This is a genomic window from Variovorax paradoxus (assembly GCF_022009635.1).
Classification (GTDB): domain Bacteria; phylum Pseudomonadota; class Gammaproteobacteria; order Burkholderiales; family Burkholderiaceae_C; genus Variovorax.
This window is the reverse complement of record NZ_CP091716.1, coordinates 3,435,787-3,454,166: the sequence shown is the minus strand read 5'-3', so window position 1 is coordinate 3,454,166 and position 18,380 is coordinate 3,435,787. Positions and strand designations below refer to the sequence as shown.

General features: G+C 68.8%; 20 protein-coding genes. 13 read left to right on the top strand and 7 right to left on the bottom strand.

What is annotated here, in order from left to right; all coding sequences use genetic code 11:
* Positions 1 to 20 precede the first annotated feature (20 nt).
* The 5 genes from L3V85_RS16035 to L3V85_RS16015 all read right to left on the bottom strand — a co-directional run bounded on the left by L3V85_RS16035 (position 21) and on the right by L3V85_RS16015 (position 3,327).
* Entirely contained in the window at positions 21 to 437 is a 417-nt protein-coding gene (locus tag L3V85_RS16035) for a hypothetical protein (protein WP_237680050.1), read from the bottom strand.
* 105 nt (positions 438 to 542) lie between these two features.
* Positions 543 to 1,466 (bottom strand): pirin family protein, encoded by a 924-nt coding sequence (locus L3V85_RS16030; protein WP_237680049.1) that lies wholly within the window; start codon positions 1,464 to 1,466, stop codon positions 543 to 545.
* Between the two features lie 32 nt (positions 1,467 to 1,498).
* Positions 1,499 to 2,050, bottom strand: a complete 552-nt coding sequence (locus L3V85_RS16025; RefSeq protein ID WP_237680048.1) for a flavodoxin family protein — start codon at positions 2,048 to 2,050, stop codon at positions 1,499 to 1,501.
* A gap of 85 nt (positions 2,051 to 2,135) precedes the next feature.
* The gene (locus tag L3V85_RS16020; protein ID WP_237680047.1) at positions 2,136 to 2,555 is read right to left on the bottom strand and encodes a DoxX family protein; all 420 of its coding nucleotides are present in this window, start codon (positions 2,553 to 2,555) and stop codon (positions 2,136 to 2,138) included.
* Positions 2,556 to 2,625: 70 nt separating this feature from the next.
* On the bottom strand, positions 2,626 to 3,327 hold the full coding sequence (locus L3V85_RS16015) for a pirin family protein (protein WP_237680046.1): 702 nt from the start codon (positions 3,325 to 3,327) through the stop codon (positions 2,626 to 2,628).
* Between the two features lie 162 nt (positions 3,328 to 3,489).
* Between L3V85_RS16015 and L3V85_RS16010 the strand changes: the two genes are divergently transcribed.
* The 5 genes from L3V85_RS16010 to L3V85_RS15990 all read left to right on the top strand — a co-directional run bounded on the left by L3V85_RS16010 (position 3,490) and on the right by L3V85_RS15990 (position 8,587).
* Positions 3,490 to 4,434: a LysR substrate-binding domain-containing protein gene (locus L3V85_RS16010; RefSeq protein ID WP_237680045.1), complete on the top strand. Its 945-nt coding sequence runs from the start codon at positions 3,490 to 3,492 to the stop codon at positions 4,432 to 4,434.
* 119 nt (positions 4,435 to 4,553) lie between these two features.
* A complete protein-coding gene (locus tag L3V85_RS16005) occupies positions 4,554 to 5,654 on the top strand; it encodes an NAD(P)/FAD-dependent oxidoreductase (RefSeq protein WP_237680044.1) in 1,101 nt (366 codons plus the stop codon).
* 7 nt (positions 5,655 to 5,661) lie between these two features.
* A complete protein-coding gene (gene gluQRS, locus L3V85_RS16000) occupies positions 5,662 to 6,564 on the top strand; it encodes a tRNA glutamyl-Q(34) synthetase GluQRS (RefSeq protein ID WP_237680043.1) in 903 nt (300 codons plus the stop codon).
* Entirely contained in the window at positions 6,564 to 7,322 is a 759-nt protein-coding gene (gene trmB, locus L3V85_RS15995; RefSeq protein ID WP_237680042.1) for a tRNA (guanosine(46)-N7)-methyltransferase TrmB, read from the top strand. Before gluQRS ends, trmB begins: the two co-directional genes overlap by 1 nt.
* Before the next feature lie 80 nt (positions 7,323 to 7,402).
* On the top strand, positions 7,403 to 8,587 hold the full coding sequence (locus L3V85_RS15990; RefSeq protein ID WP_237680041.1) for an ABC transporter substrate-binding protein: 1,185 nt from the start codon (positions 7,403 to 7,405) through the stop codon (positions 8,585 to 8,587).
* Positions 8,588 to 8,605: 18 nt separating this feature from the next.
* On the opposite strand, the gene L3V85_RS15985 is transcribed toward L3V85_RS15990, so the two are convergent.
* On the bottom strand, positions 8,606 to 9,484 hold the full coding sequence (locus tag L3V85_RS15985) for a LysR family transcriptional regulator (protein ID WP_237680040.1): 879 nt from the start codon (positions 9,482 to 9,484) through the stop codon (positions 8,606 to 8,608).
* 93 nt (positions 9,485 to 9,577) lie between these two features.
* Between L3V85_RS15985 and L3V85_RS15980 the strand changes: the two genes are divergently transcribed.
* Both L3V85_RS15980 and L3V85_RS15975 read left to right on the top strand, forming a co-directional pair.
* Positions 9,578 to 10,093, top strand: a complete 516-nt coding sequence (locus L3V85_RS15980; protein WP_237680039.1) for a GNAT family N-acetyltransferase — start codon at positions 9,578 to 9,580, stop codon at positions 10,091 to 10,093.
* 3 nt (positions 10,094 to 10,096) lie between these two features.
* Positions 10,097 to 11,647 (top strand): MFS transporter, encoded by a 1,551-nt coding sequence (locus tag L3V85_RS15975; protein ID WP_237680038.1) that lies wholly within the window; start codon positions 10,097 to 10,099, stop codon positions 11,645 to 11,647.
* Here the strand turns inward: L3V85_RS15975 and L3V85_RS15970 are convergent.
* Positions 11,587 to 12,309, bottom strand: a complete 723-nt coding sequence (locus L3V85_RS15970; RefSeq protein WP_237680037.1) for a Crp/Fnr family transcriptional regulator — start codon at positions 12,307 to 12,309, stop codon at positions 11,587 to 11,589. The two genes, L3V85_RS15975 and L3V85_RS15970, sit on opposite strands and share 61 nt — an antisense overlap.
* Before the next feature lie 118 nt (positions 12,310 to 12,427).
* On the opposite strand from L3V85_RS15970, the gene L3V85_RS15965 reads away from it, so the two are divergent.
* The 6 genes from L3V85_RS15965 to L3V85_RS15940 all read left to right on the top strand — a co-directional run bounded on the left by L3V85_RS15965 (position 12,428) and on the right by L3V85_RS15940 (position 18,369).
* The gene (locus L3V85_RS15965) at positions 12,428 to 13,018 is read left to right on the top strand and encodes an HD domain-containing protein (protein WP_237680036.1); all 591 of its coding nucleotides are present in this window, start codon (positions 12,428 to 12,430) and stop codon (positions 13,016 to 13,018) included.
* Positions 13,019 to 13,040: 22 nt separating this feature from the next.
* Positions 13,041 to 13,808 carry a class II aldolase/adducin family protein gene (locus tag L3V85_RS15960; protein WP_237680035.1) on the top strand — a complete coding sequence of 256 codons (768 nt, stop codon included), beginning with the start codon at positions 13,041 to 13,043 and terminating at the stop codon, positions 13,806 to 13,808.
* Positions 13,809 to 13,916: 108 nt separating this feature from the next.
* Positions 13,917 to 14,843 carry a LysR family transcriptional regulator gene (locus tag L3V85_RS15955; RefSeq protein WP_237680034.1) on the top strand — a complete coding sequence of 309 codons (927 nt, stop codon included), beginning with the start codon at positions 13,917 to 13,919 and terminating at the stop codon, positions 14,841 to 14,843.
* A 77-nt stretch (positions 14,844 to 14,920) separates the two neighbouring features.
* Entirely contained in the window at positions 14,921 to 16,348 is a 1,428-nt protein-coding gene (gene tcuA / locus L3V85_RS15950) for an FAD-dependent tricarballylate dehydrogenase TcuA (RefSeq protein WP_237680033.1), read from the top strand.
* Positions 16,332 to 17,552, top strand: a complete 1,221-nt coding sequence (gene tcuB / locus L3V85_RS15945) for a tricarballylate utilization 4Fe-4S protein TcuB (RefSeq protein ID WP_237680032.1) — start codon at positions 16,332 to 16,334, stop codon at positions 17,550 to 17,552. The genes tcuA and tcuB overlap by 17 nt, the downstream gene beginning before the upstream one ends.
* A gap of 28 nt (positions 17,553 to 17,580) precedes the next feature.
* On the top strand, positions 17,581 to 18,369 hold the full coding sequence (locus tag L3V85_RS15940) for a class II aldolase/adducin family protein (RefSeq protein WP_237680031.1): 789 nt from the start codon (positions 17,581 to 17,583) through the stop codon (positions 18,367 to 18,369).
* Positions 18,370 to 18,380: the final 11 nt, after the last annotated feature.

Below are 18,380 nucleotides of genomic sequence, written 5' to 3'. Positions count from 1 at the left end.
ATGCGCCGCCGACCGGCCGCTTACTTCAGCTTCTGCGCGAACGCCAGCAGGCGCTCGCCGTCCCCATCGGTGAATACGGCGGCCGGCGTCAGGCCGACGTAGCGGCCACCCTCGTGCGGGCGGGCTTCCACCAGCTGCAGGCCCACGAGCTTGCCGCTCTTCACGTAGCGGGTCTCGATGTAGATGCCGGTCTGGCCGTCCTTGTTGATCGGCAGCTCGGCGACCGCCGCGTAGTCGTCGGCCTTGAGCAGGTGCGTGAGCCGGTCTTTCAGGTGGAAGTCGTACCAAGCCTGCTGGTAGACCATCGACTCGCCGGTCTGCACATGCTTGAGCATGAGCAGAAGCTGTCGCTTGAAGAGCTTCAGTTCCTTCATCAGGAACTCGAAGAGATCGCCGTATTCGCCCGGTGCAACCTCGGGTGTACGAAAGACTGCCATATGCCTTGCTCCCTTTCTGGGATGTCGTTGGGACGGCGATCCCCTCGATCCGCCGCTTGCAGGGCGGAGCTTACTTCCCCCGCAAGGCAGGCCGGCCGGGCGGGCTCAGACCGGCGTGCTGCCGGTATCGGGCTCGCGCACGCCGAAAGGCTTGCCCGGCAGCGGAATGAACTCGGTCTCTCCGGGCACGTGGCCCATGCGCTGCGCGGCCCAGTCGGCGCCGGCTTCGAGGATGCGCTCGCGCCGGCTGGAGACGAAGTTCCAGGTGATGTAGCGCGGCCCGTCCAGCGGCTCGCCGCCGATCACCATCAGGCGCACGGCGGTGTCCGCCGTCAGCACCGCGCCCTGCCCGGCGGGCAGCACGGCCATGGTGTGCGCGGCCACCGGCTCGCCATCGACGCTCGCGTCGGCATCGACCGTGTACACGGCCAGTTCGGGCGCCAGCGCGGGCAGCTCGAAGCGCCCGCCTGCCGGCAGTGCGATGTCGAGGTACAGCGTCCGCGACAGCGTCTTGACCGGCGAACGCACGCCGAAGGCCTCGCCCACCAGCACGCGCACATCGACGCCCTGCACCGTCACTTCAGGAATGGCGCCGGCGGGCGTGTGCTCGAAGCTGGGCTCGACCTCTTCATGCGCCTGCGGCAGCGCGGCCCACAGTTGCAGGCCGTGGTTCTCGTAGGTGTCGGACTTGAGGCGATCGGGCTTGCGCTCGGAGTGCACGATGCCGCGCCCCGCGGTCATCCAGTTGATGGCGCCGGGCAGGATCTCCTGCACGCTGCCGAGGCTGTCGCGATGCATCATCGCGCCCTTGAAGAGATAGGTCACCGTCGAAAGGCCGATGTGCGGATGCGGCCGCACGTCGTGCTCGGTGCCCGGCACTTCGGTGGCGGGGCCGAAGTGGTCGAAGAACACGAACGGCCCGACCGAGCGGCGCTGCGCCGCCGGCAGCAGCCGCCGCACCTTGAAGCCACCGCCCAGGTCCTTGTCGTGCGGTCGAAGCAGTTGGGTCTCTGGAATGGCATCGGTCATCGTGTTCTCCGTGAGTGAGGGCGGGTTGCCGGTTACTTGTGCGACTTTGCCACTGCCGCGATGCGTTCGCCGAATGCGCGGGCGGTGTCGAAATCGCCCTTGAGCATTTCGGCAGGGCTGGCGTCGGAGGGCGATTGGGTCAGCAGGCCGCCGTAGCCACCCACGTAGTTCATCGAGTCGCGCGTGGCTGCCTTGTTGTTGGTCGGCAGGATGCCCATGCTGACCCAGATGCCGCTGTGCTGCATGGCCAGGGTCCACAGGTAGGTCATGGTGGTGACCTTGTCGCCGTTCATGGTGGCGCTGTTGGTGAAGCCGGCGAAGAGCTTGTCTTTCCAGCCTTGCGTGTACCAGACCTTCGAGGAAGCATCGGCGAATTTCTTGAACTGCCAGCTCACGCCGCCCATGTAGGTGGGCGAACCTAAGACGATGGCATCGGCCGCGGCCAGCGTTTCCCAGCCGCCTTCGGGCAGGTTGCCGTCGGCGTCGATGGCGAGCAGTTGCGCGCCTGCGCCGTCCGCCACGGCCTGCGCCACGCGTTGGGTGTGGCCGTAGCCGGAATGGAAGACGATGACGATGTTTGCCATGAGATATTTCTCCGGTAGGTGCGAGTGTTGGTTACCAGGGGTGCGCTTCGGGAGCGCGACCGCCCCCGAAGCCGAAAAGAAGAGCTTACTTTTTATCGATGCTGAAACGACCGGCACCGAAGGCAGCCAGCGCAAGCAGGCCACCGGCAATCGCCATGTTCTTGTTGAAGTTGATCTGCTGCATCATCTTCATCGCGTCGGGTGCCGACCAGTACTTGTGGAAGAACAGCGCGGTCACGACTGTGAAGATCGCCATCACGATGGCGGTCCAGCGGGTCTTGAAGCCCAGTAGCAGCGCGATGCCCAGGCCCAGCTCGATGATGATCGCGATGGCCGCGGCCACTTCGGGCAGCGGCAGTCCGGCGGAAGTGATGTAGCCGACGGTGCCGCCAAAGCCCATGAGCTTGCCGAAGCCGGCGGGAATGAACAGGTATGCGACCAGGATGCGGCCGATCAGGGCCAGCGTGTCTTGTGCGGGGTTGGGGGTGGTGTTTGCGGTTGCCATGGTTGAAAAAACTCCTCGGTTGTTGAAATGAATAAAAAAGCCGGGCGACCAGCGCCCGGCGGGGGAAACATCAGGCGGCCAGGTCGAACACCAGCACCTCGGCGTCCTTGCCGTCGCCCAGCGTCAGCCGCGACTCGCCTTCGAGCATCGCGGCGTCACCGCCCACGAGCTTCTGGCCGTTCACTTCGAGCTCGCCGCGCACCAGGTGCACGTAGCTCTTGCGCGCCGGGTCGAGTGCCAGGCTGGCCGTCTCGGTGCCGTCGAACAGGCCCGCGTACAGGCTCGCATCGGCATGCACCTTCACCGAGCCTTCGCTGCCGTCGGGCGAAGCCACCAGGCGCAGCTTGCCGCGCTTCTCGTCGTCGCCGAACTTCTTCTGCTCGTAGCCGGGCTCGATGCCGCGCACGTTCGGCTGGATCCAGATCTGCAGGAAGTGCGTGGTCTCGTCGGCCTTGTGGTTGAACTCGCTGTGCATCACGCCGCGGCCCGCGCTCATGCGCTGCACGTCGCCGGGCGGAATGCTCTCCACATTGCCCATGCTGTCCTTGTGCGCCAGCTCGCCCGACAGCACGTAGCTGATGATCTCCATGTCCTTGTGGCCGTGGGTGCCGAAGCCGGCGCCCGCCGCCACGCGGTCTTCGTTGATCACCCGCAGGTTGCCGAAGCCCATGTGGGCCGGGTCGTAGTAGTTGGCGAAGGAAAAGCTGTGAAACGAGCGCAGCCAGCCATGGTCGGCATAACCGCGTTCCTGTGATTTACGGACTTGCAACATCTTCGAACTCCTTCTGGCCCTGCCCCGTGGGGAACGCTTGGGCCTTCTTCGTATGCCGCGCCGGATGCGCAGCGGATGTAAAGAACTTTAGGTCCGCACCCCATTCGGAAAGACGCCGTGTTTTGATGGCACCATTCAAATAATTTGATCGATGGAGCCGCCATGCCCAGCCCCCGAGACGTACTGACCCCCGACGCCCTGGCCATGCTCCAGACGGTGGCCGCCACCGGCAGCTTTGCCGCCGCCGCGCGCACCCTGGACCTGGTGCCCAGCGCGCTGAGCTACCGCGTGCGCCAGATCGAGGACGCGCTCGACGTGCTCCTGTTCGACCGCAGCGCGCGCCAGGCACGGCTGACCGAGGCCGGCGCCGAGCTGCTGCGCGAGGCCGACCGGCTGCTCGATGAAATCGACGCCGTGGCCAACCGCGTCAAGCGCGTGGCCACCGGCTGGGAGCCGATGCTGACCATCGCGGTCGACAGCGTGATCGCGCGCGACCCGCTGCTCGACCTGGCCACCGCCTTCTTCGCGCTCGAGCCGCCCACGCGCCTCAAGCTGCGCGACGAAACGCTGCTGGGCACCATCGAGGCGCTGACCAGCGGCGAGGCCGACCTGGCGATCGGCGCGGTGCTCGACGCGGCGAGCCTCGCCTTCACCGCCACGGGCATCCGCAGCCGGCTGATCGGCGAGCTGCGCTTCGTGTACGCGGTGGCGCCGCACCATCCGCTGGCGCGCCTGCCGCAGCCGCTCAGCGACGCAGCCATGCGCGAGCACCGCGCGGTGGCCGCCGCCGATTCCACGCGCCACGGCACGCCGATGACGGTCAACCTCATCGGCGGACAGGACGTGCTGACGGTGCCCAGCATGCAGGCCAAGATCGCTGCGCAACTGCACGGGCTGGGCGGCGGCTTTCTTCCCGAGCCGATGGCGCGGCCGTACATCGAGGCGGGGCACCTGGTCGAACTGAAGACCGAGCGCCGCCCGCCCTTGGGCTCGCTGCATTGCGCATGGCGCGCGGGCAAGCCGGGGCGCGCGCTCGAATGGTGGCTCGCGCAGTTCGAGCATGAAGGCACGCGGCGTGCATTGCTCGAGCGGCACCGCGGTCGATGAGCATGACCGGGAATTCGCGCCGCCGCGCTAAGGGTGTGCCCTCAGGCGAAGCCCCCGCCGGACCGATGTAGAGTGCAGACACATCCAACCGCCTCCCACCCAGAAGAAAAGAGTCCGTCATGACCTCTCGCGCAACTGCAAAACCCGCCGACCGCCACCGAACCCCGGCCACCCCGCGCTCTTCGCCCCCGTCACGGCACTACGCCGTCGTCGGCGCCGGCATTGCCGGGGTGGCTTGTGCCCGAACGCTGGTGCAGGCCGGCCACAAGGTCACGCTGTTCGAGCGCGAGACCACGGCCGGCGGCCGCATGGCCAGCGTCGACACCGCATTCGGCCGCTTCGACAGCGGCGCCCAGTACTTCACCGTGCGCGACCCGCGCTTCGCGCTGGCCCTCGAAAGCACGCCCGGCGTCTGCAAGCGCTGGAGCGCCAACCTCGTGCGCGTGCTCGATGCCCACGGCCGCGTGGCCGAAGCGGCCCTGCCCTCGCTCGAATCGCACTGGGTGGCACAGCCCGGCATGGACGCGCTGGTGGCCCACTGGGCCAAGCCGCTGGGCGACAGCCTCGTCACCGGCACGCAGGTCACGCAGATCGAGCCCGATGCGCTCGACGCCAAGCGCTGGCAATTGCGCACCGCGGGCGCAGACGACTCCCGGCACGTGTATTCCGGCTTCGACGCCGTGCTGCTCGCCGTGCCGCCCTCGCGCGCACGGGCGCTGCTGGACGGCGGCAAGCTCTCGGCCAAGCTGAGCGCCAAGGTCGAGCCGGTGCGCATCGCGCCCTGCTGGACGCTGATGATTGCCTACCCCCAGGCCAACCAGCCCACCATGTCGCACCTCGGCCCCCAATGGAACGCGGCGCGCAGCACCCACCACCGCGTGGCATGGCTGGCGCGCGAATCGTCCAAGCCCGGCCGCGAGCCGGTCGAGCGCTGGACGCTGCAGGCCAGCGCCGCGTGGTCGCAGGAACACCTGCGCGACACGCCCGCGCGCGTCGAGGCCAAGCTGCTGCGCGCCTTCGCGGAAATAACCGGCATCCACGCCACGCCCGCGCACGCCCAGGCCCTGTGCTGGAGCGAAGCGCAGACGCAGGTGCCCGTGGGCACGACGCACCTGTGGGACACCAAGGCCCGCATCGGCGTGGCCGGCGACTGGTGCACGGGCCATCGCGTGGAAGACGCCTTCCTCTCGGGCCTGTCGCTCGCGCTCGCCGTGATCTGAACGGGAGATGAGGGAGACCGGCCGCTTCGCGCCCTCGCCCACCGGCCCGCTGCACGCGGGCTCGCTGGTGGCCGCGCTTGCCAGCTGGCTCGATGTGCGCGCCCGCGGGCCGCAGGCGCGCTGGCTGGTGCGCATCGAAGACGCCGACACCGAGCGCTGCCTGCCCGGCATGGGCGAGCGCATCCTGCGGCAGCTCGCCGACTGCGCCCTTCTGCCCGACGAGCCCCCCGTGTGGCAAACGCAGCGCACGGCGCACTACGAAGCCGCGCTGGCCCGGCTCAAAGAGAACGGGTTGGCCTACCCCTGCGGCTGCTCGCGCAAGGACATCGACGAGGCGCTCGCGCGGCTCGGCCTGCGGCATGAGCGGCACGGCGAGCGGGTGTACCCCGGCACCTGCCGCGACGGCCTGCACGGCAAGCCCGCGCGGGCCTGGCGCTTTGCCGCCGAGAAGTTCGCGGGCGGCGAAATCTGCTTCACCGACCGACGCCTCGGCCGCCAGTGCCAGGACGTCGGCCGCGAGGTCGGCGACTTCGTGCTGCGGCGCGCCGACGGCCCCTGGGCCTATCAGCTGGCCGTGGTGGTCGACGACGCCGAACAGGGCGTGACCGACGTGGTGCGCGGCGAAGACCTCACCGACAACACCGCGCGCCAGATCCTGCTGCAGCGCGCGCTGGGTTTTCCCGCGCCGAGCTACCTGCACACACCGCTGGTGCGCGGTGCCGACGGCGACAAGCTCTCCAAGCAGAACGGCGCCACCGCCATCGACACGAGCACGCCCGAAGCGGCGCTGGCCGCGCTCGGTGCCGCGGCGCGCGCTCTCGGCCTGCGGCCCGCCACGGCCACGGATTGCGCCGCCGCGCTGGCCGGCTGGGTGCCCGAATGGCGCGCTCTCTACAATTCGCGGCCGTAATGAACCTTCCCGACACCGTGCCCAACGACCTCCCGCGCAGCGACGACGCGCCCGCCCCCGACGAAGACGCGGACAAGCCGCATCCGCTGCACCGCCGCCTCAAGAGCTTCGTGAAGCGCGGCGGCCGCACCACCGAAGGCCAGGCGCGCGCCTTCTCCGAACTGGGGCCGCTGTACCTCGTGCCCTACAAGCCCGAGCCGCTCGACCTGACGGAGGCCTTCGGCGGCCGCGCCGGCCCCACCGTGCTGGAAATCGGCTTCGGCATGGGCGAGGCCACCGCGCACATCGCGACGGTGCTGCCCGAGACCAACTTCTTCTGCTGCGAAGTGCACGAGCCCGGCGTGGGCGCGCTGCTCAAGCGCATCGGCGAGCAGCAACTGTCGAACATCCGCATCTGCGCGCACGACGCGGTCGACGTGCTCGACCACATGCTGCAGCCCGGCACGCTGGCCGGCGTGCATGTGTTCTTTCCCGACCCGTGGCACAAGAAGCGGCACAACAAGCGCCGCCTGATCCAGCCCGAATTCGTGACCAAGCTGGCGCAGCACCTGCGCCCCGGCGGCTACATCCACTGCGCCACCGACTGGCAGCCCTATGCCGAGCAGATGCTCGAGGTGCTGTCGGGCGAGCCCCTCTTGCGCAACACGGCCGAGGCCTATGCGCCCAAGCCCGAGTACCGGCCGCTCACCAAGTTCGAGAACCGCGGCATCAAGCTGGGCCACGGCGTGTGGGACCTGGTGTTCGAACGCACCGCCTAAGGGCAAGTCTGGAGCGGGGCTTTCTTCCCCGCTGGCCCTGAAATTGCTACACTTTTTTACTACCGTTAAAAAGGTGTCACATGAACACATCACGCAGGGAATGGCTGGGCAAGGCTTACGGTGCATTGCTTCTGGGAGGCGGTATGGGCATTGCTGCGCATCCCGCATGGGCGCAGCAAGCCGCACGCCCGGCAGCAGCAGCGGCCGGTGCGGCGCGCGTCGTGCTGCTGGGCCAGTCGGTGCCGCTCACCGGCGGCGCCAGTGAAATAGGCAGCGCCTTCGCGGCCGGCAGCCGGCTCGCGGTGAGCGACTTCAACGAACGCAACGCGGCCACCGGCCTGCAGCTCAAGCTGCTGCAGCTCGACGACGGCTACGACGCCGCCCGCGCCACCACCAACGCGCGCACCCTGCTGACCACCAACAAGGCCGACATGCTGTTCGGCTTCGTCGGCACCGCCAGCAGCGAGGCCGGCGCCAACGTGGCCACCCAGCAGGGCAGCCTGCTGTTCGCGCCCTTCGCGGCATCCGACACGCTGCGCGGCGCCGACCACCCCAATGTGTTCCATGTGCGCCCCGGCATGATCGACGAGGCGCTGAAGATCGTGCGCCAGTGCGCCACCGTCGGCCAGACCCGCATCGCGCTGGTGGGCGACGACGACGCCATGGGCCGCGCCGGCCTCGCGGCCGTGCAGCAGGCGGCCTCCGAACTCAAGCTGCCGCCGCTGGTGGCGACCGCGCTGGTGCCGGCCAACGGCGACAAGCTCGACGCCGCGCTGAAGACCGTGCAGCAGCAGTCGCCGCAGGCCATCGTGCTGGTGTCGCTCTCGGGCACCACCGCCAACGCCATCCGCAAGCTGCGCAAGAGCGGCTACACGGGCAACTTCATGGCCTTCTCGATCGTCGGCATCGACCCGCTTTACGCCACGCTGGGCAAGGACATCGGCGGCATCGTCATCTCGCAGGTGGTGCCCTCGCCCCGGCCCTCGGCCATTCCGATCGTCAAGGAGTACCTGGCGGCGGTCGACAACTCCGACCAGACCGCGTCGTACGAAGGGCTCGAGGGCTTCATCGCGGCCAAGGCGGCCGGCGAAGCGGTGCGCCGCGCGGGCAAGGGATTCAACACCGCGAGCCTGCAGCGCGTGATGACCGGCATGACCGACTACGACGTGGGCGGCTTTCGCATCAACCTGCGGCCGGGCCTGCGCGACAACGTGCGCAGCATCGACCTGATCAGCATTTCCTCGGACGGCCGCGTGCTGCGCTGAGGCGCAGCGCGCAACCTTTCACTCGGAACTGCTGAGCAGCAGCTCCGCAAAACGCTGCTGCACGTAGAGCGCCGTCGCGCCCAGCGAACGGCCCTGCAGCCACAGCATGCGCACCGACAGCCTCGGCAGCGCCAGCGAGGGGCAAGGCACTTCCTGCAGGGCCTTGCGAAAGCCCTCGTAGTGCGCGATGTTGAGCGGCAGCACCGCCCACCCCAGGTTGTCGGCCACCATCTCGGCCGTGCTGTAGAAGCTGTCCGATCGCCACACCTTGGGGCTGTAGGCCACCTCGTGCACGTCGTCGGCATGCATCAGCAATTGCCGGTGCCGCACCAGGTCCTGGCGCCGCACGGTGCGGCCGTCGGCCAGCGGATGGCCGCTCGCGACGAACACGCCCTGCGGCACGGTGCCGATGTGCCGCTGGTCGAAGCAGGCGCGCACGGCGCCCCGGTCGAAATGAAAGGCCACGCTCGCGCGCTCCTGCTCCACGTAGTCGGCCACCTCGGTGGCGGTGCCGTTGAGCAGCGTGAGTTCGAGGCTGGGGAATTTCACCGAAATCTCGCGCAGCAGCGTGGCGATGGCGGTGTAAGGCAGGGCTTCGTCGAGCGCCAGCGACAGCGCGGCTTCGCTCCCCGCGTTCAGCGAGCGCGCCCGCTGGTCGAGCTGCTCCGCCTGGCGCAGCAGTTCGCGGGCCTCCAGCAGCAGCACCTGCCCTGCTTCCGATAGCTGCGCGTTCCTGCGCGAGCGGTCGAACAGCGCCACGCCCAAGTCGACCTCCAGCAGCCCGATGGCGGTGCTCACCGCGGACTGCGCCTTGCCCAGGTGGCGCGCGGCCGCGGAGAACGAGCCGCACTCGGCGGTCGTCACGAATTGGCGAAGCTGGTCGACTGTCCATTCCATGGGAGGCGGCCTATCTATTTTTCAGATGGATTTCATCTTTATTCATTCATTTTAATGGCGCAACATGCGCCGATGCTGATATCCCGTACCCCCATGGCACCCCTGCGAATCGAGTGGTGCAACGACCCCGCCCAGGAGCGGGCGATCGTCGAGTTGTTCATGGGACAACTGAGCCCGCGCTACATCTCTCATTCCGAGCTGCAGGAGCAGCGCGCCGTCGCCATCGGCCAATGGCGCACCGACCTGCCCGAAGTACTGGCCGCGCAGGTGCGCCACGCCCTCGCCCAGCCCGCCTCCACGTCGACCACGCTGATCGCGACGGCGCACGCCGACAGCGCCCTGGCCGGCGTCGCCTGCGTCTCCATCGACGAGGCCCGCGTGGCCTCTCGCGCCTTCGCCACGCTCGACGACCTGGTCGTCGATGCCGCCCGGCAGGGCGCCGGCGTGGGCGGCCGGATGTTCGACTGGGTCTGCGCCGAGCTGCGTCTGCGCGGCATCCAGCGGCTCTTTCTCGAAAGCGGCATCGGCAACGAGCCCGCACACCGCTTCTTCGAGGCGCGCGGCTGCATGCCCGTGTCCGTCACCATGCTCAAGGAACTGGGGAGCTGAGCAATGACGCACAACACGAAGAAATGGATCACGCTGCTGATCGTGTCGATGGCACTGCTGCTGATCGTGGTCGACATGACCGTGCTCTACACCGCGCTGCCCCGGCTCACGCATGACCTGGCCGCGTCGGCCTCGGCCAAGCTCTGGATCATCAACGCCTACACCGTCGCCGTTTCCGGCTTCCTGCTCGGCATGGGCGCGCTGGGAGACCGCGTGGGCTACAAGCGCATGTTCATCGCGGGGCTGGCGGTGTTCGGCGTGGCCTCGCTGTGCGCGGCCTATGCGCCGAACCCGGCCGCGCTCATTGCGGCGCGCGCCGTCCTGGGCCTGGGCGCCTCGATGATGATGCCGGCCACGCTGGCCATCATCCGGCTCACCTTCACCGACGAACGCGAGCGCGCCGTGGCCATCGGCGTGTGGGCGTCGGTGGCTTCGGGCGGCGCGGCGCTGGGGCCGGTGGTCGGCGGCGTGCTGCTGGAGTACTTCTGGTGGGGTTCGGTCTTCCTCGTCAACGTGCCGGTGGTGGCGGTCGCGATGGTGCTGGGCCTGTGGCTGCTTCCCGGCCGGCGCGCGACGAGCGACAGGCCGTGGGACTTCATCGGCTCGGTGCAGGCGCTGGCCGCGCTGGTCTGCCTGGTGCTGACGATCAAGGAGTTCGCCAAGTACGCGCCCTCGGCCACCATGGCCGTGGTAACAGGCACGCTGTCCGTGGCGGCCATGGCGCTGTTCGTGCGCCGCCAGCGCCGCAGCGCGTCGCCGTTGATCGACTTCCGCCTGTTCCGCAACCGGTACTTTTCGGGCGGCGTGATCGCGGCGGTGGTCGCATCGGTGGCGCTGGTCGGTGTCGAGCTGGTGTTCACCCAGCGGCTGCAGCTGGTGGCGGGCCTCACGCCGCTGCAGGCGGGCCTGGCCATCCTGCCGATTCCGCTGGCCGCCTTCGTGGCCGGCCCCATCGCGGGGTTGATGCTGTCGCGCACGGGTTCGCGTCCCATCATCCTGCTGGGCCTCGTCACCACCGCGCTGGCCATGTGCGGGCTGGCACTGGCCGTGGATTCGCCGGGCCTGTCGAAGCTGGCCGTGCTCGCGCTGCTGGGCCTGGGCGTCGGCGCCACCATGACGGCGGCGTCGAACGCGATCATGAACAACGCGCCGCTGGAGCGCGCGGGCATGGCGGCGTCGGTCGAAGAGGTGTCTTACGAGCTGGGCGGCGTGCTCGGCATCGCACTGCTGGGCAGCGTGCTGTCGTCGAGCTACACCGCGGCGATGAGCATTCCGGGCACCCTGGCGGTGCCCGCGTCGGCCGGCGACGGCATCGACGCCGCATTGCTCGCGGCGGAAACGCTGCCGGCACAGGTTGCGACGCAGCTCGTGTCGCTCGCGCACGCGGCATTCGACCAGGCCTTCTTCGCGGTGATGGCCGTGGCCGTGCTGATCGTGGTGGCGGCCGCGGCTTCGGTGGCCGCGCTGGGCTGGCAGCGCAAGACGCGTCCTTCTCAGCCGGTGCGCACCAGCGCCTGCAGCGCATCGAGCGAAAGCAGCTCGATGCGCCCATAGCCCAGCGACACCAAGCCCTCGGCCGCCAGCGCATTGAGTTCCTTCGACAGCGTCTGGCGCGTCACGCCGAGCATCATCGCCAGCGCCTCCTGCGGCAGCGCCACGTTGCTGCGCGTATGCGGCGACTGCGTGGCATCGCCGCGCGCCAGCACCAGCAGCCGGTGCGCCACGCGGGCGCGCAGGCTGCGCAGCGTGGCGTCTTCGGCCAGTCCGTACAGCATGCGCACGCGCGCGGCCAGCATCGCGGCGATGGCGTTGGCGAACACGCCGTCGCGCATCAGCTGCACGAAGGCCTCGGGCGGCACCACCAGCAAGTCGAGCGCCTCGAGCGCGGTGGCGTCGTGCGTGCGCGGCGAGCCGTCGATCAGCGTGATCTCGCCGAACCAGTTGCCCGGCTCCAGCACAGCCAGGATGGCTTCGCGCCCGTCCTGGCGCAGCGATGAAATCTTGATGCTGCCGGCCACCAGCCCGTAGAAGCCGCCGCCCGCCGTGCTGATGGTGTCGCCCTGGCGGAACACCATCGCGCCGCGCCGCACATGCAGCAGTTCGGCCGCGCCCACGAGCGCCTCGCGCTGCGCGCGCGGAATGCTGGTGAACCACGGGTTGCCTTCCAGCGCCGCGCGGTGCGGTGGCGAAAGTCGGCTTTTGGGGGCAGCGGCCATGGACGGGGAGCCGCGCGAGGGCGGGGTTTACCAGAACCCCGCATTGTCAAATTCTTGACAGTTCAGCGTCAAGCACGGGCATACAGTGGCCGTCACCCCAAGAACGGAGACACCCACGATGAACGCACGCGCAAGTTTCAAGAGCATGCAGGAAAGCACGCGCGAAGACTGGCAACTGATCGGCGGCGAATTCATGCAGTTCACGGGCGGCCTGCCCGCGCGCGTGATCAAGCACCTGCAGATCCTGGAGGGCGACTACGGCGGCTTCCCGGTCGACCGCTACACCCATTCGCTGCAGACCGCCACGCGCGCGCTGCGCGACGGCCGCGACGAGGAATACGTGGTGTGCGCGCTGCTGCACGACATCGGCGACACGCTGGGCAGCTTCAACCACCCCGACATCGCCGCGGCCATCCTCAAGCCCTTCGTGAGCGAAGCCAACCACTGGATGGTGCAGAACCACGGCATTTTCCAGGGCCACTACTTCTTCCATCACATCGGCCTGGACCGCAACATGCGCGACAACTTCAAGGACCATCCGCACTACGAGCGCACGGCCGAGTTCTGCGCGCTCTACGACAACCCCGCCTTCGACCCGAAGGCCGAGACCTTGCCCATCTCCGAATTCGAGCCCATGCTGCGCCGAGTGATGGCGCAGCCGAAGCAAAGCATCTACAAGGCCGCGCTGACCGAGCCCGCGGCCGCCTGACCCCACCCCGAGGACACACCCCATGAACGCCTTTGCCCAACCCGAAATCCAGAAGCTGGTCTCCGCCGAGGAGTGGCAGCTTCGCGTCGACCTCGCCGCCTGCTACCGCCTGGTGGCGCTGTACGGCTGGAGCGACCTGGTGTTCACGCACATCAGCGCGCGCGTGCCCGGCCCCGAGCACCACTTCCTGATCAACCCCTACGGCCTGATGTTCGACGAGATCACCGCGTCGAGCCTGGTCAAGGTCGACCAGCAGTGCAACAAGATCATCGATTCGCCCTACCCCGTGAACCCGGCGGGCTTCGTGATCCACAGCGCGGTGCATGCCGCGCGCGAAGACATCCAATGCGTGCTGCACACCCACACCAAGGCCGGCATCGCGGTGAGCGCGCAGAAGAACGGCGTGCTGCCCATCAGCCAGCAGTCGACCTTCGTGCTGGCCTCGCTGGCCTACCACGACTACGAAGGCGTGGCCTTCCGCGACGACGAGAAGCCGCGCCTGCAGGCCGACATGGGCCACGCGAATTTCCTCATGCTGCGCAACCACGGCCTGCTGACCTGCGGCAAGACCATTGCCGATGCGTTCCTTTCGATGTACACCTTCGAGAACACCTGCCAGATCCAGATCGCGGCGCAGTCAGGCGGCAGCGAACTCACGCACGTGAACCCGCAGATCATCGACGGCGTGGGCCAGGCCATGAAGGTGCAAAGCGGCGGCCTCGGCGGCCTGTTCGTCTGGCCTTCGCTGATCCGCAAGCTGGACCGCATCGACGACAGCTACAAGCAATAAGCCACGCCGGTCACCGGTTTCCACGGCTGCCACCGCCTGCGCGACGGGCGTTGGCGGCCATTTTTTTGGCGCACCCGCACGACCCCGGGCCTGCGCGATGATCGGGCGATGGAACTGCGGCAACTGCGTTACTTCGTCAAGGTCTGCGAACTTCGCAGCATGGGCCGCGCGGCGGTCGAACTGGGTGTGGTCACCTCGGCGCTGAGCCAGCAGATCAGCCGGCTCGAAGGCGAGCTTGCCACCCGTCTGCTGCAACGCAGCTCGACCGGCGTGACGCCTACCGACGCCGGCGTGGCCTTTCTCCACCAGGCCCAGCTCACCCTGCGCCATGCCGACGACGCCGTGCGCGCCGCCCAGCAGGCGCGGCTCTCGGGCCATGTGAGCGTGGGCCTGGCGCCCACCACCGCCACGGTGCTGGGCGTGCCGCTGATGCGCGCGATGCGCGAGCGCTACCCCGAAGTACGGCTGCACATGGTCGAGGCCTTGTCCGGCCATCTCACCACCATGCTGCAGGCGCGGCAGCTCGACCTGGCCGTGGTGTTTCAGACCGACACGCCCAGGCGCTGGAGCGTGACGCCGCTGCTGGCGGAAAAGCTCTTCGTGATCGCATCGCCCGCGCTGCCCGAGCGCCCGGCCGGCCCCAAGGTGCGGCTGTCGCAACTGGCCGAGCTGCCGCTGATCCTGCCCAGCGGCAGCCACGGCCTGCGCGCCACGCTGATGGCCGCCTTCGCGCGGGCGCGCATCGCGCCGCGCATCGTGGCCGAGGTCGACGGCCTCGCGCTGCTGATGGACGCGGTGCGCGCCGGCCACGGCGCCACCATCCAGCCCGGCGCCGCCACCGCGCGGCACGACCGCGGCGACCTTCAGCTCACGCAGATCGCCGATGCGCACGTGGGCCGCCGCAACCTGCTGGTGAGCCTGTCGGACGACGAGCTTTCGCCGGCCGCGCTGGCCACGCGCGTGGTGATGGCCGACACGGCGCGCGCCCTGGTGCGCGAGGGCAGCTGGACGGGCGCGAGTCTTCTCGAAAACTGAACACCCGTTGCCCGAAGCGGCCTTTCGTCTGAAGGCCGGCGTGCCTAGAGTCTCCCGTATTCCAAGGAGACCCACGAGTGATAGACGTACTGGTTGTCGGTGGCGGCAATGCCGCGCTGTGCGCCGCCCTGATGGCACGCGAGGCCGGCGCCTCGGTGCTGCTGCTCGAAGCCTCGTCCAAGGCATGGCGCGGCGGCAACTCGCAGCACACGCGCAACCTGCGCTGCATGCACGACGCCCCGCAGGACGTGCTGGTCGAGGCCTACCCTGAAGAGGAATACTGGCAAGACCTGCTGAAGGTGACCGGCGGCCTCACCGACGAACACCTTGCGCGCCTGGTGATCCGTGCCTCGTCAAGCTGCCGCGACTGGATGCGCGGCCACGGCGTGCACTTTCAGCCGCCGCTGTCGGGCGCACTGCATGTGGCGCGCACCAACGCCTTCTTCATGGGCGGCGGCAAGGCGCTGGTCAATGCCTATTACCGCAGCGCCGAAAAGCTCGGCGTACAAATCCGATACGACACGCCGGTAGCCTCGGTCGAACTCGACGGCGGCCGCTTCGTGGCCGCGCGCACCGAGGCCGGCGAACGCATCGCGGCAAGAAGCTGCGTGCTGGCCGCCGGCGGCTTCGAATCGAACCGCGAGTGGCTGCGCGAAGCCTGGGGCCGGAACGAAAGCGGCGAGTGGCCGGCCGACAACTTCCTGATCCGCGGCACGCGCTTCAACCAGGGCGTGCTGCTCAAGCACATGATCGACGCGGGTGCCGACAGCATCGGCGACCCGTCGCAGGGGCACATGGTGGCCATCGACGCGCGCGCGCCGCTGTACGACGGCGGCATCTGCACGCGCATCGACTGCGTGTCGCTGGGCGTGGTCGTCAACCGCGAGGCGACGCGCTTCTACGACGAGGGCGAAGACTTCTGGCCCAAGCGCTATGCCATCTGGGGCCGCCTGGTGGCGCAGCAGCCGGGGCAGATTGCGTGGTCGGTCATCGACCAGAAGGCGGTCGGGCGCTTCATGCCGCCGGTGTTTCCCGGCACGCAGGCAGGCACGCTCGGCGAACTGGCACGCAAGATCGGCCTGGACGAGTCCACCTTCGTGCGCACGGTGGAAGACTACAACGCCGCCTGCCGCGTCGGCCGCTTCGACCACACCGCGCTGGACGACTGCCACACCGAAGGCCTCGCGCCCGCCAAGACCCACTGGGCGCGGCCCATCGACACCGCGCCCTTCCACGCCTACCCGGTGCGCCCCGGCATCACCTTCACCTATCTGGGCCTGAAGGTGGACGAGACGGCTGCCGTGCGCTTCGGCGGCCGGCCAAGCCCGAACCTCTTCGTGGCCGGCGAAATGATGGCCGGCAACGTGCTCGGCAAGGGCTACACGGCCGGCGTCGGCATGAGCATCGGCACGGCCTTCGGGCGCATTGCCGGCACGCAGGCAGCGAAGGCCGCGCGGGCTTCCCTGCGGAACAACAAGGAGGCCGCGCTTGCAGCAGCTCACTGAACTCGTTGCGCGTGCACGGGCGGATGCCGAGGGCGCTCCCGCGCCACGCGTGATTCCCATCGCGCCCGCCCTGCCGCTGACCGCAGGAGAGGAAGAAGTCGCGCGCATCCTGCAGATCTGCAATGCCTGCCGCTACTGCGAAGGCTTCTGCGCCGTGTTCCCGGCCATGACGCGCCGGCTCGAGTTCGACAAGGCCGACACGCACTACCTGGCCAACCTCTGCCACAACTGCGGCGCCTGCCTGCATGCCTGCCAGTACGCGCCGCCGCACGAGTTCGCGGTGAACGTGCCGCAAGCCATGGCCCGGGTGCGCATGCAGACTTACCACGACTACGCCTGGCCGCCCGCGATGGGCGCCCTCTACCGGCGCGCGGGCCTTGCGGTCGCGCTGGCGCTGGCCGGCGGGCTGGCGCTGTTCCTGGTGCTGGCGGTGGCGATGTCGGGCTCGCTGCTGCATGCGCCGCTCGCGGGCAACTTCTACGCGATCTTTCCGCACAACTTTCTTGCGCTGCTGTTCGGCGCGGTGTCGCTTTTCGTGGTCCTCGCGCTGGGCATGGGGGCGCGGCGCTTCTGGCGCGAGGTCTCGCCCGCGGTCGACAACCCGCCAAGCGCAGTGGCCGGCGTGCGCGCCGCGGCCGGCGCCGAGGCCGCGCACGACGCGCTGCGCCTGAAGTACCTGGGCGGCGGACACGGCGAAGGCTGCAACAACGAAGACGACCGCTTCAGCCTGTGGCGCCGGCGCTTCCATCACTTCACCTTCTACGGCTTCATGCTGTGTTTCGCCGCGACCTGCGTGGCCACGCTCTACCACTACCTGCTGGGCCTGCATGCGCCCTATGCGCTCACCAGCCTGCCGGTGCTGCTGGGCTCTGCCGGTGGCATCGGCCTGGTGATCGGCCCCGTCGGCCTGCTGTGGCTCAACCTGCGGCGCGACCCGGCGCATGGCGACGTCGCGCAGCGGCCCATGGACCGCGGCTTCATCGTGCTGCTGCTGCTCACCAGCCTCACCGGCCTGGCGCTGCTGGCGTGGCGCGACACCCGTTTCATGGGCCTGCTGCTGGCGGTGCACCTGGGCGTGGTGATGGCGCTCTTTCTCACGCTGCCCTACGGCAAGTTCGCGCACGGCATCTTCCGCTCGGCCGCCTTGCTGAAGTTCGCGATCGAAAAGCGCCTGCCCAGCCGCCTGCAGCTGGGCGCCGACTGACAAACCACCTCCGAAGGAAACATCCCCCATGACACGACCCGGCGTACTCCAGATTCCGTCCATGAAAGGCCGCTGCTCCGACGCCGAGTGGCAGGCCCGCGTCGACCTCGCGGCCTGCTACCGGCTGGTGGACCTCTACGGCATGTCCGACATGATGGCCAACCACATCTCCTCGCACGTACCGGGCGAGAAAGGCGCCTTCCTCATCAACCCCTACGGGATGATGTACGAGGAGATCACCGCCTCCTGCCTCATCAAGGTCGACCCGAACGGCAACATCCTCTCCAAGCCCGACTTCGGCGAGCTGGACTACGGCATCAACAAGGCCGGCTACGTGATCCACAGCGCGGTGCACGCGGCGCGGCCCGAGGTGGCCTGCGTGATCCACACGCACAGCTGGGCATCGATGGCGGTGTCCTCGCTCGAATGCGGCCTGCTGCCGCTCACGCAGACCGCCATGCGCTTCCTGAAGATCGGCTACCACGACTACCAGGGCGTGGTGCTGGACACCGCCGAGCAGGCCTCGCTGCTGGCCGACCTGGGCGACGGCGAGGCCGTGATCTTCCGCAACCACGGCGCGCTGGTGGTGGGCCGCAGCGTGGGCGAGGCCTTCAACTGGATGCACCGGCTCGAGCTGGCCTGCCGCGCGCAGATCGGCGCCATGTCCTGCAATTCGCCGCTCAAGGCGGTGCCGCAAGAAGTGCTGGAAGAAACCTGGAACAACTACCAGCCCGGCACCCGCCGGCCCTACGGCCTCATGGAATGGCCCGCGCTGCTGCGCAAGCTAGACCGCATGGACCCGGGCTTTCGCGACTGACACCTGCCCCG

What these genes read in the sequence shown, in the direction of transcription:
- L3V85_RS16035 (WP_237680050.1), bottom strand. Translation starts at nt 437, where the DNA reads ATGGCAGTCTTTCGTACACCCGAGGTTGCACCGGGCGAATACGGCGAT.
- L3V85_RS16030 (WP_237680049.1), bottom strand. Translation starts at nt 1,466, where the DNA reads ATGACCGATGCCATTCCAGAGACCCAACTGCTTCGACCGCACGACAAG.
- L3V85_RS16025 (WP_237680048.1), bottom strand. Translation starts at nt 2,050, where the DNA reads ATGGCAAACATCGTCATCGTCTTCCATTCCGGCTACGGCCACACCCAA.
- L3V85_RS16020 (WP_237680047.1), bottom strand. Translation starts at nt 2,555, where the DNA reads ATGGCAACCGCAAACACCACCCCCAACCCCGCACAAGACACGCTGGCC.
- L3V85_RS16015 (WP_237680046.1), bottom strand. Translation starts at nt 3,327, where the DNA reads ATGTTGCAAGTCCGTAAATCACAGGAACGCGGTTATGCCGACCATGGC.
- L3V85_RS16010 (WP_237680045.1), top strand. Translation starts at nt 3,490, where the DNA reads ATGCCCAGCCCCCGAGACGTACTGACCCCCGACGCCCTGGCCATGCTC.
- L3V85_RS16005 (WP_237680044.1), top strand. Translation starts at nt 4,554, where the DNA reads ATGACCTCTCGCGCAACTGCAAAACCCGCCGACCGCCACCGAACCCCG.
- gluQRS (WP_237680043.1), top strand. Translation starts at nt 5,662, where the DNA reads ATGAGGGAGACCGGCCGCTTCGCGCCCTCGCCCACCGGCCCGCTGCAC.
- trmB (WP_237680042.1), top strand. Translation starts at nt 6,564, where the DNA reads ATGAACCTTCCCGACACCGTGCCCAACGACCTCCCGCGCAGCGACGAC.
- L3V85_RS15990 (WP_237680041.1), top strand. Translation starts at nt 7,403, where the DNA reads ATGAACACATCACGCAGGGAATGGCTGGGCAAGGCTTACGGTGCATTG.
- L3V85_RS15985 (WP_237680040.1), bottom strand. Translation starts at nt 9,484, where the DNA reads ATGGAATGGACAGTCGACCAGCTTCGCCAATTCGTGACGACCGCCGAG.
- L3V85_RS15980 (WP_237680039.1), top strand. Translation starts at nt 9,578, where the DNA reads ATGGCACCCCTGCGAATCGAGTGGTGCAACGACCCCGCCCAGGAGCGG.
- L3V85_RS15975 (WP_237680038.1), top strand. Translation starts at nt 10,097, where the DNA reads ATGACGCACAACACGAAGAAATGGATCACGCTGCTGATCGTGTCGATG.
- L3V85_RS15970 (WP_237680037.1), bottom strand. Translation starts at nt 12,309, where the DNA reads ATGGCCGCTGCCCCCAAAAGCCGACTTTCGCCACCGCACCGCGCGGCG.
- L3V85_RS15965 (WP_237680036.1), top strand. Translation starts at nt 12,428, where the DNA reads ATGAACGCACGCGCAAGTTTCAAGAGCATGCAGGAAAGCACGCGCGAA.
- L3V85_RS15960 (WP_237680035.1), top strand. Translation starts at nt 13,041, where the DNA reads ATGAACGCCTTTGCCCAACCCGAAATCCAGAAGCTGGTCTCCGCCGAG.
- L3V85_RS15955 (WP_237680034.1), top strand. Translation starts at nt 13,917, where the DNA reads ATGGAACTGCGGCAACTGCGTTACTTCGTCAAGGTCTGCGAACTTCGC.
- L3V85_RS15940 (WP_237680031.1), top strand. Translation starts at nt 17,581, where the DNA reads ATGACACGACCCGGCGTACTCCAGATTCCGTCCATGAAAGGCCGCTGC.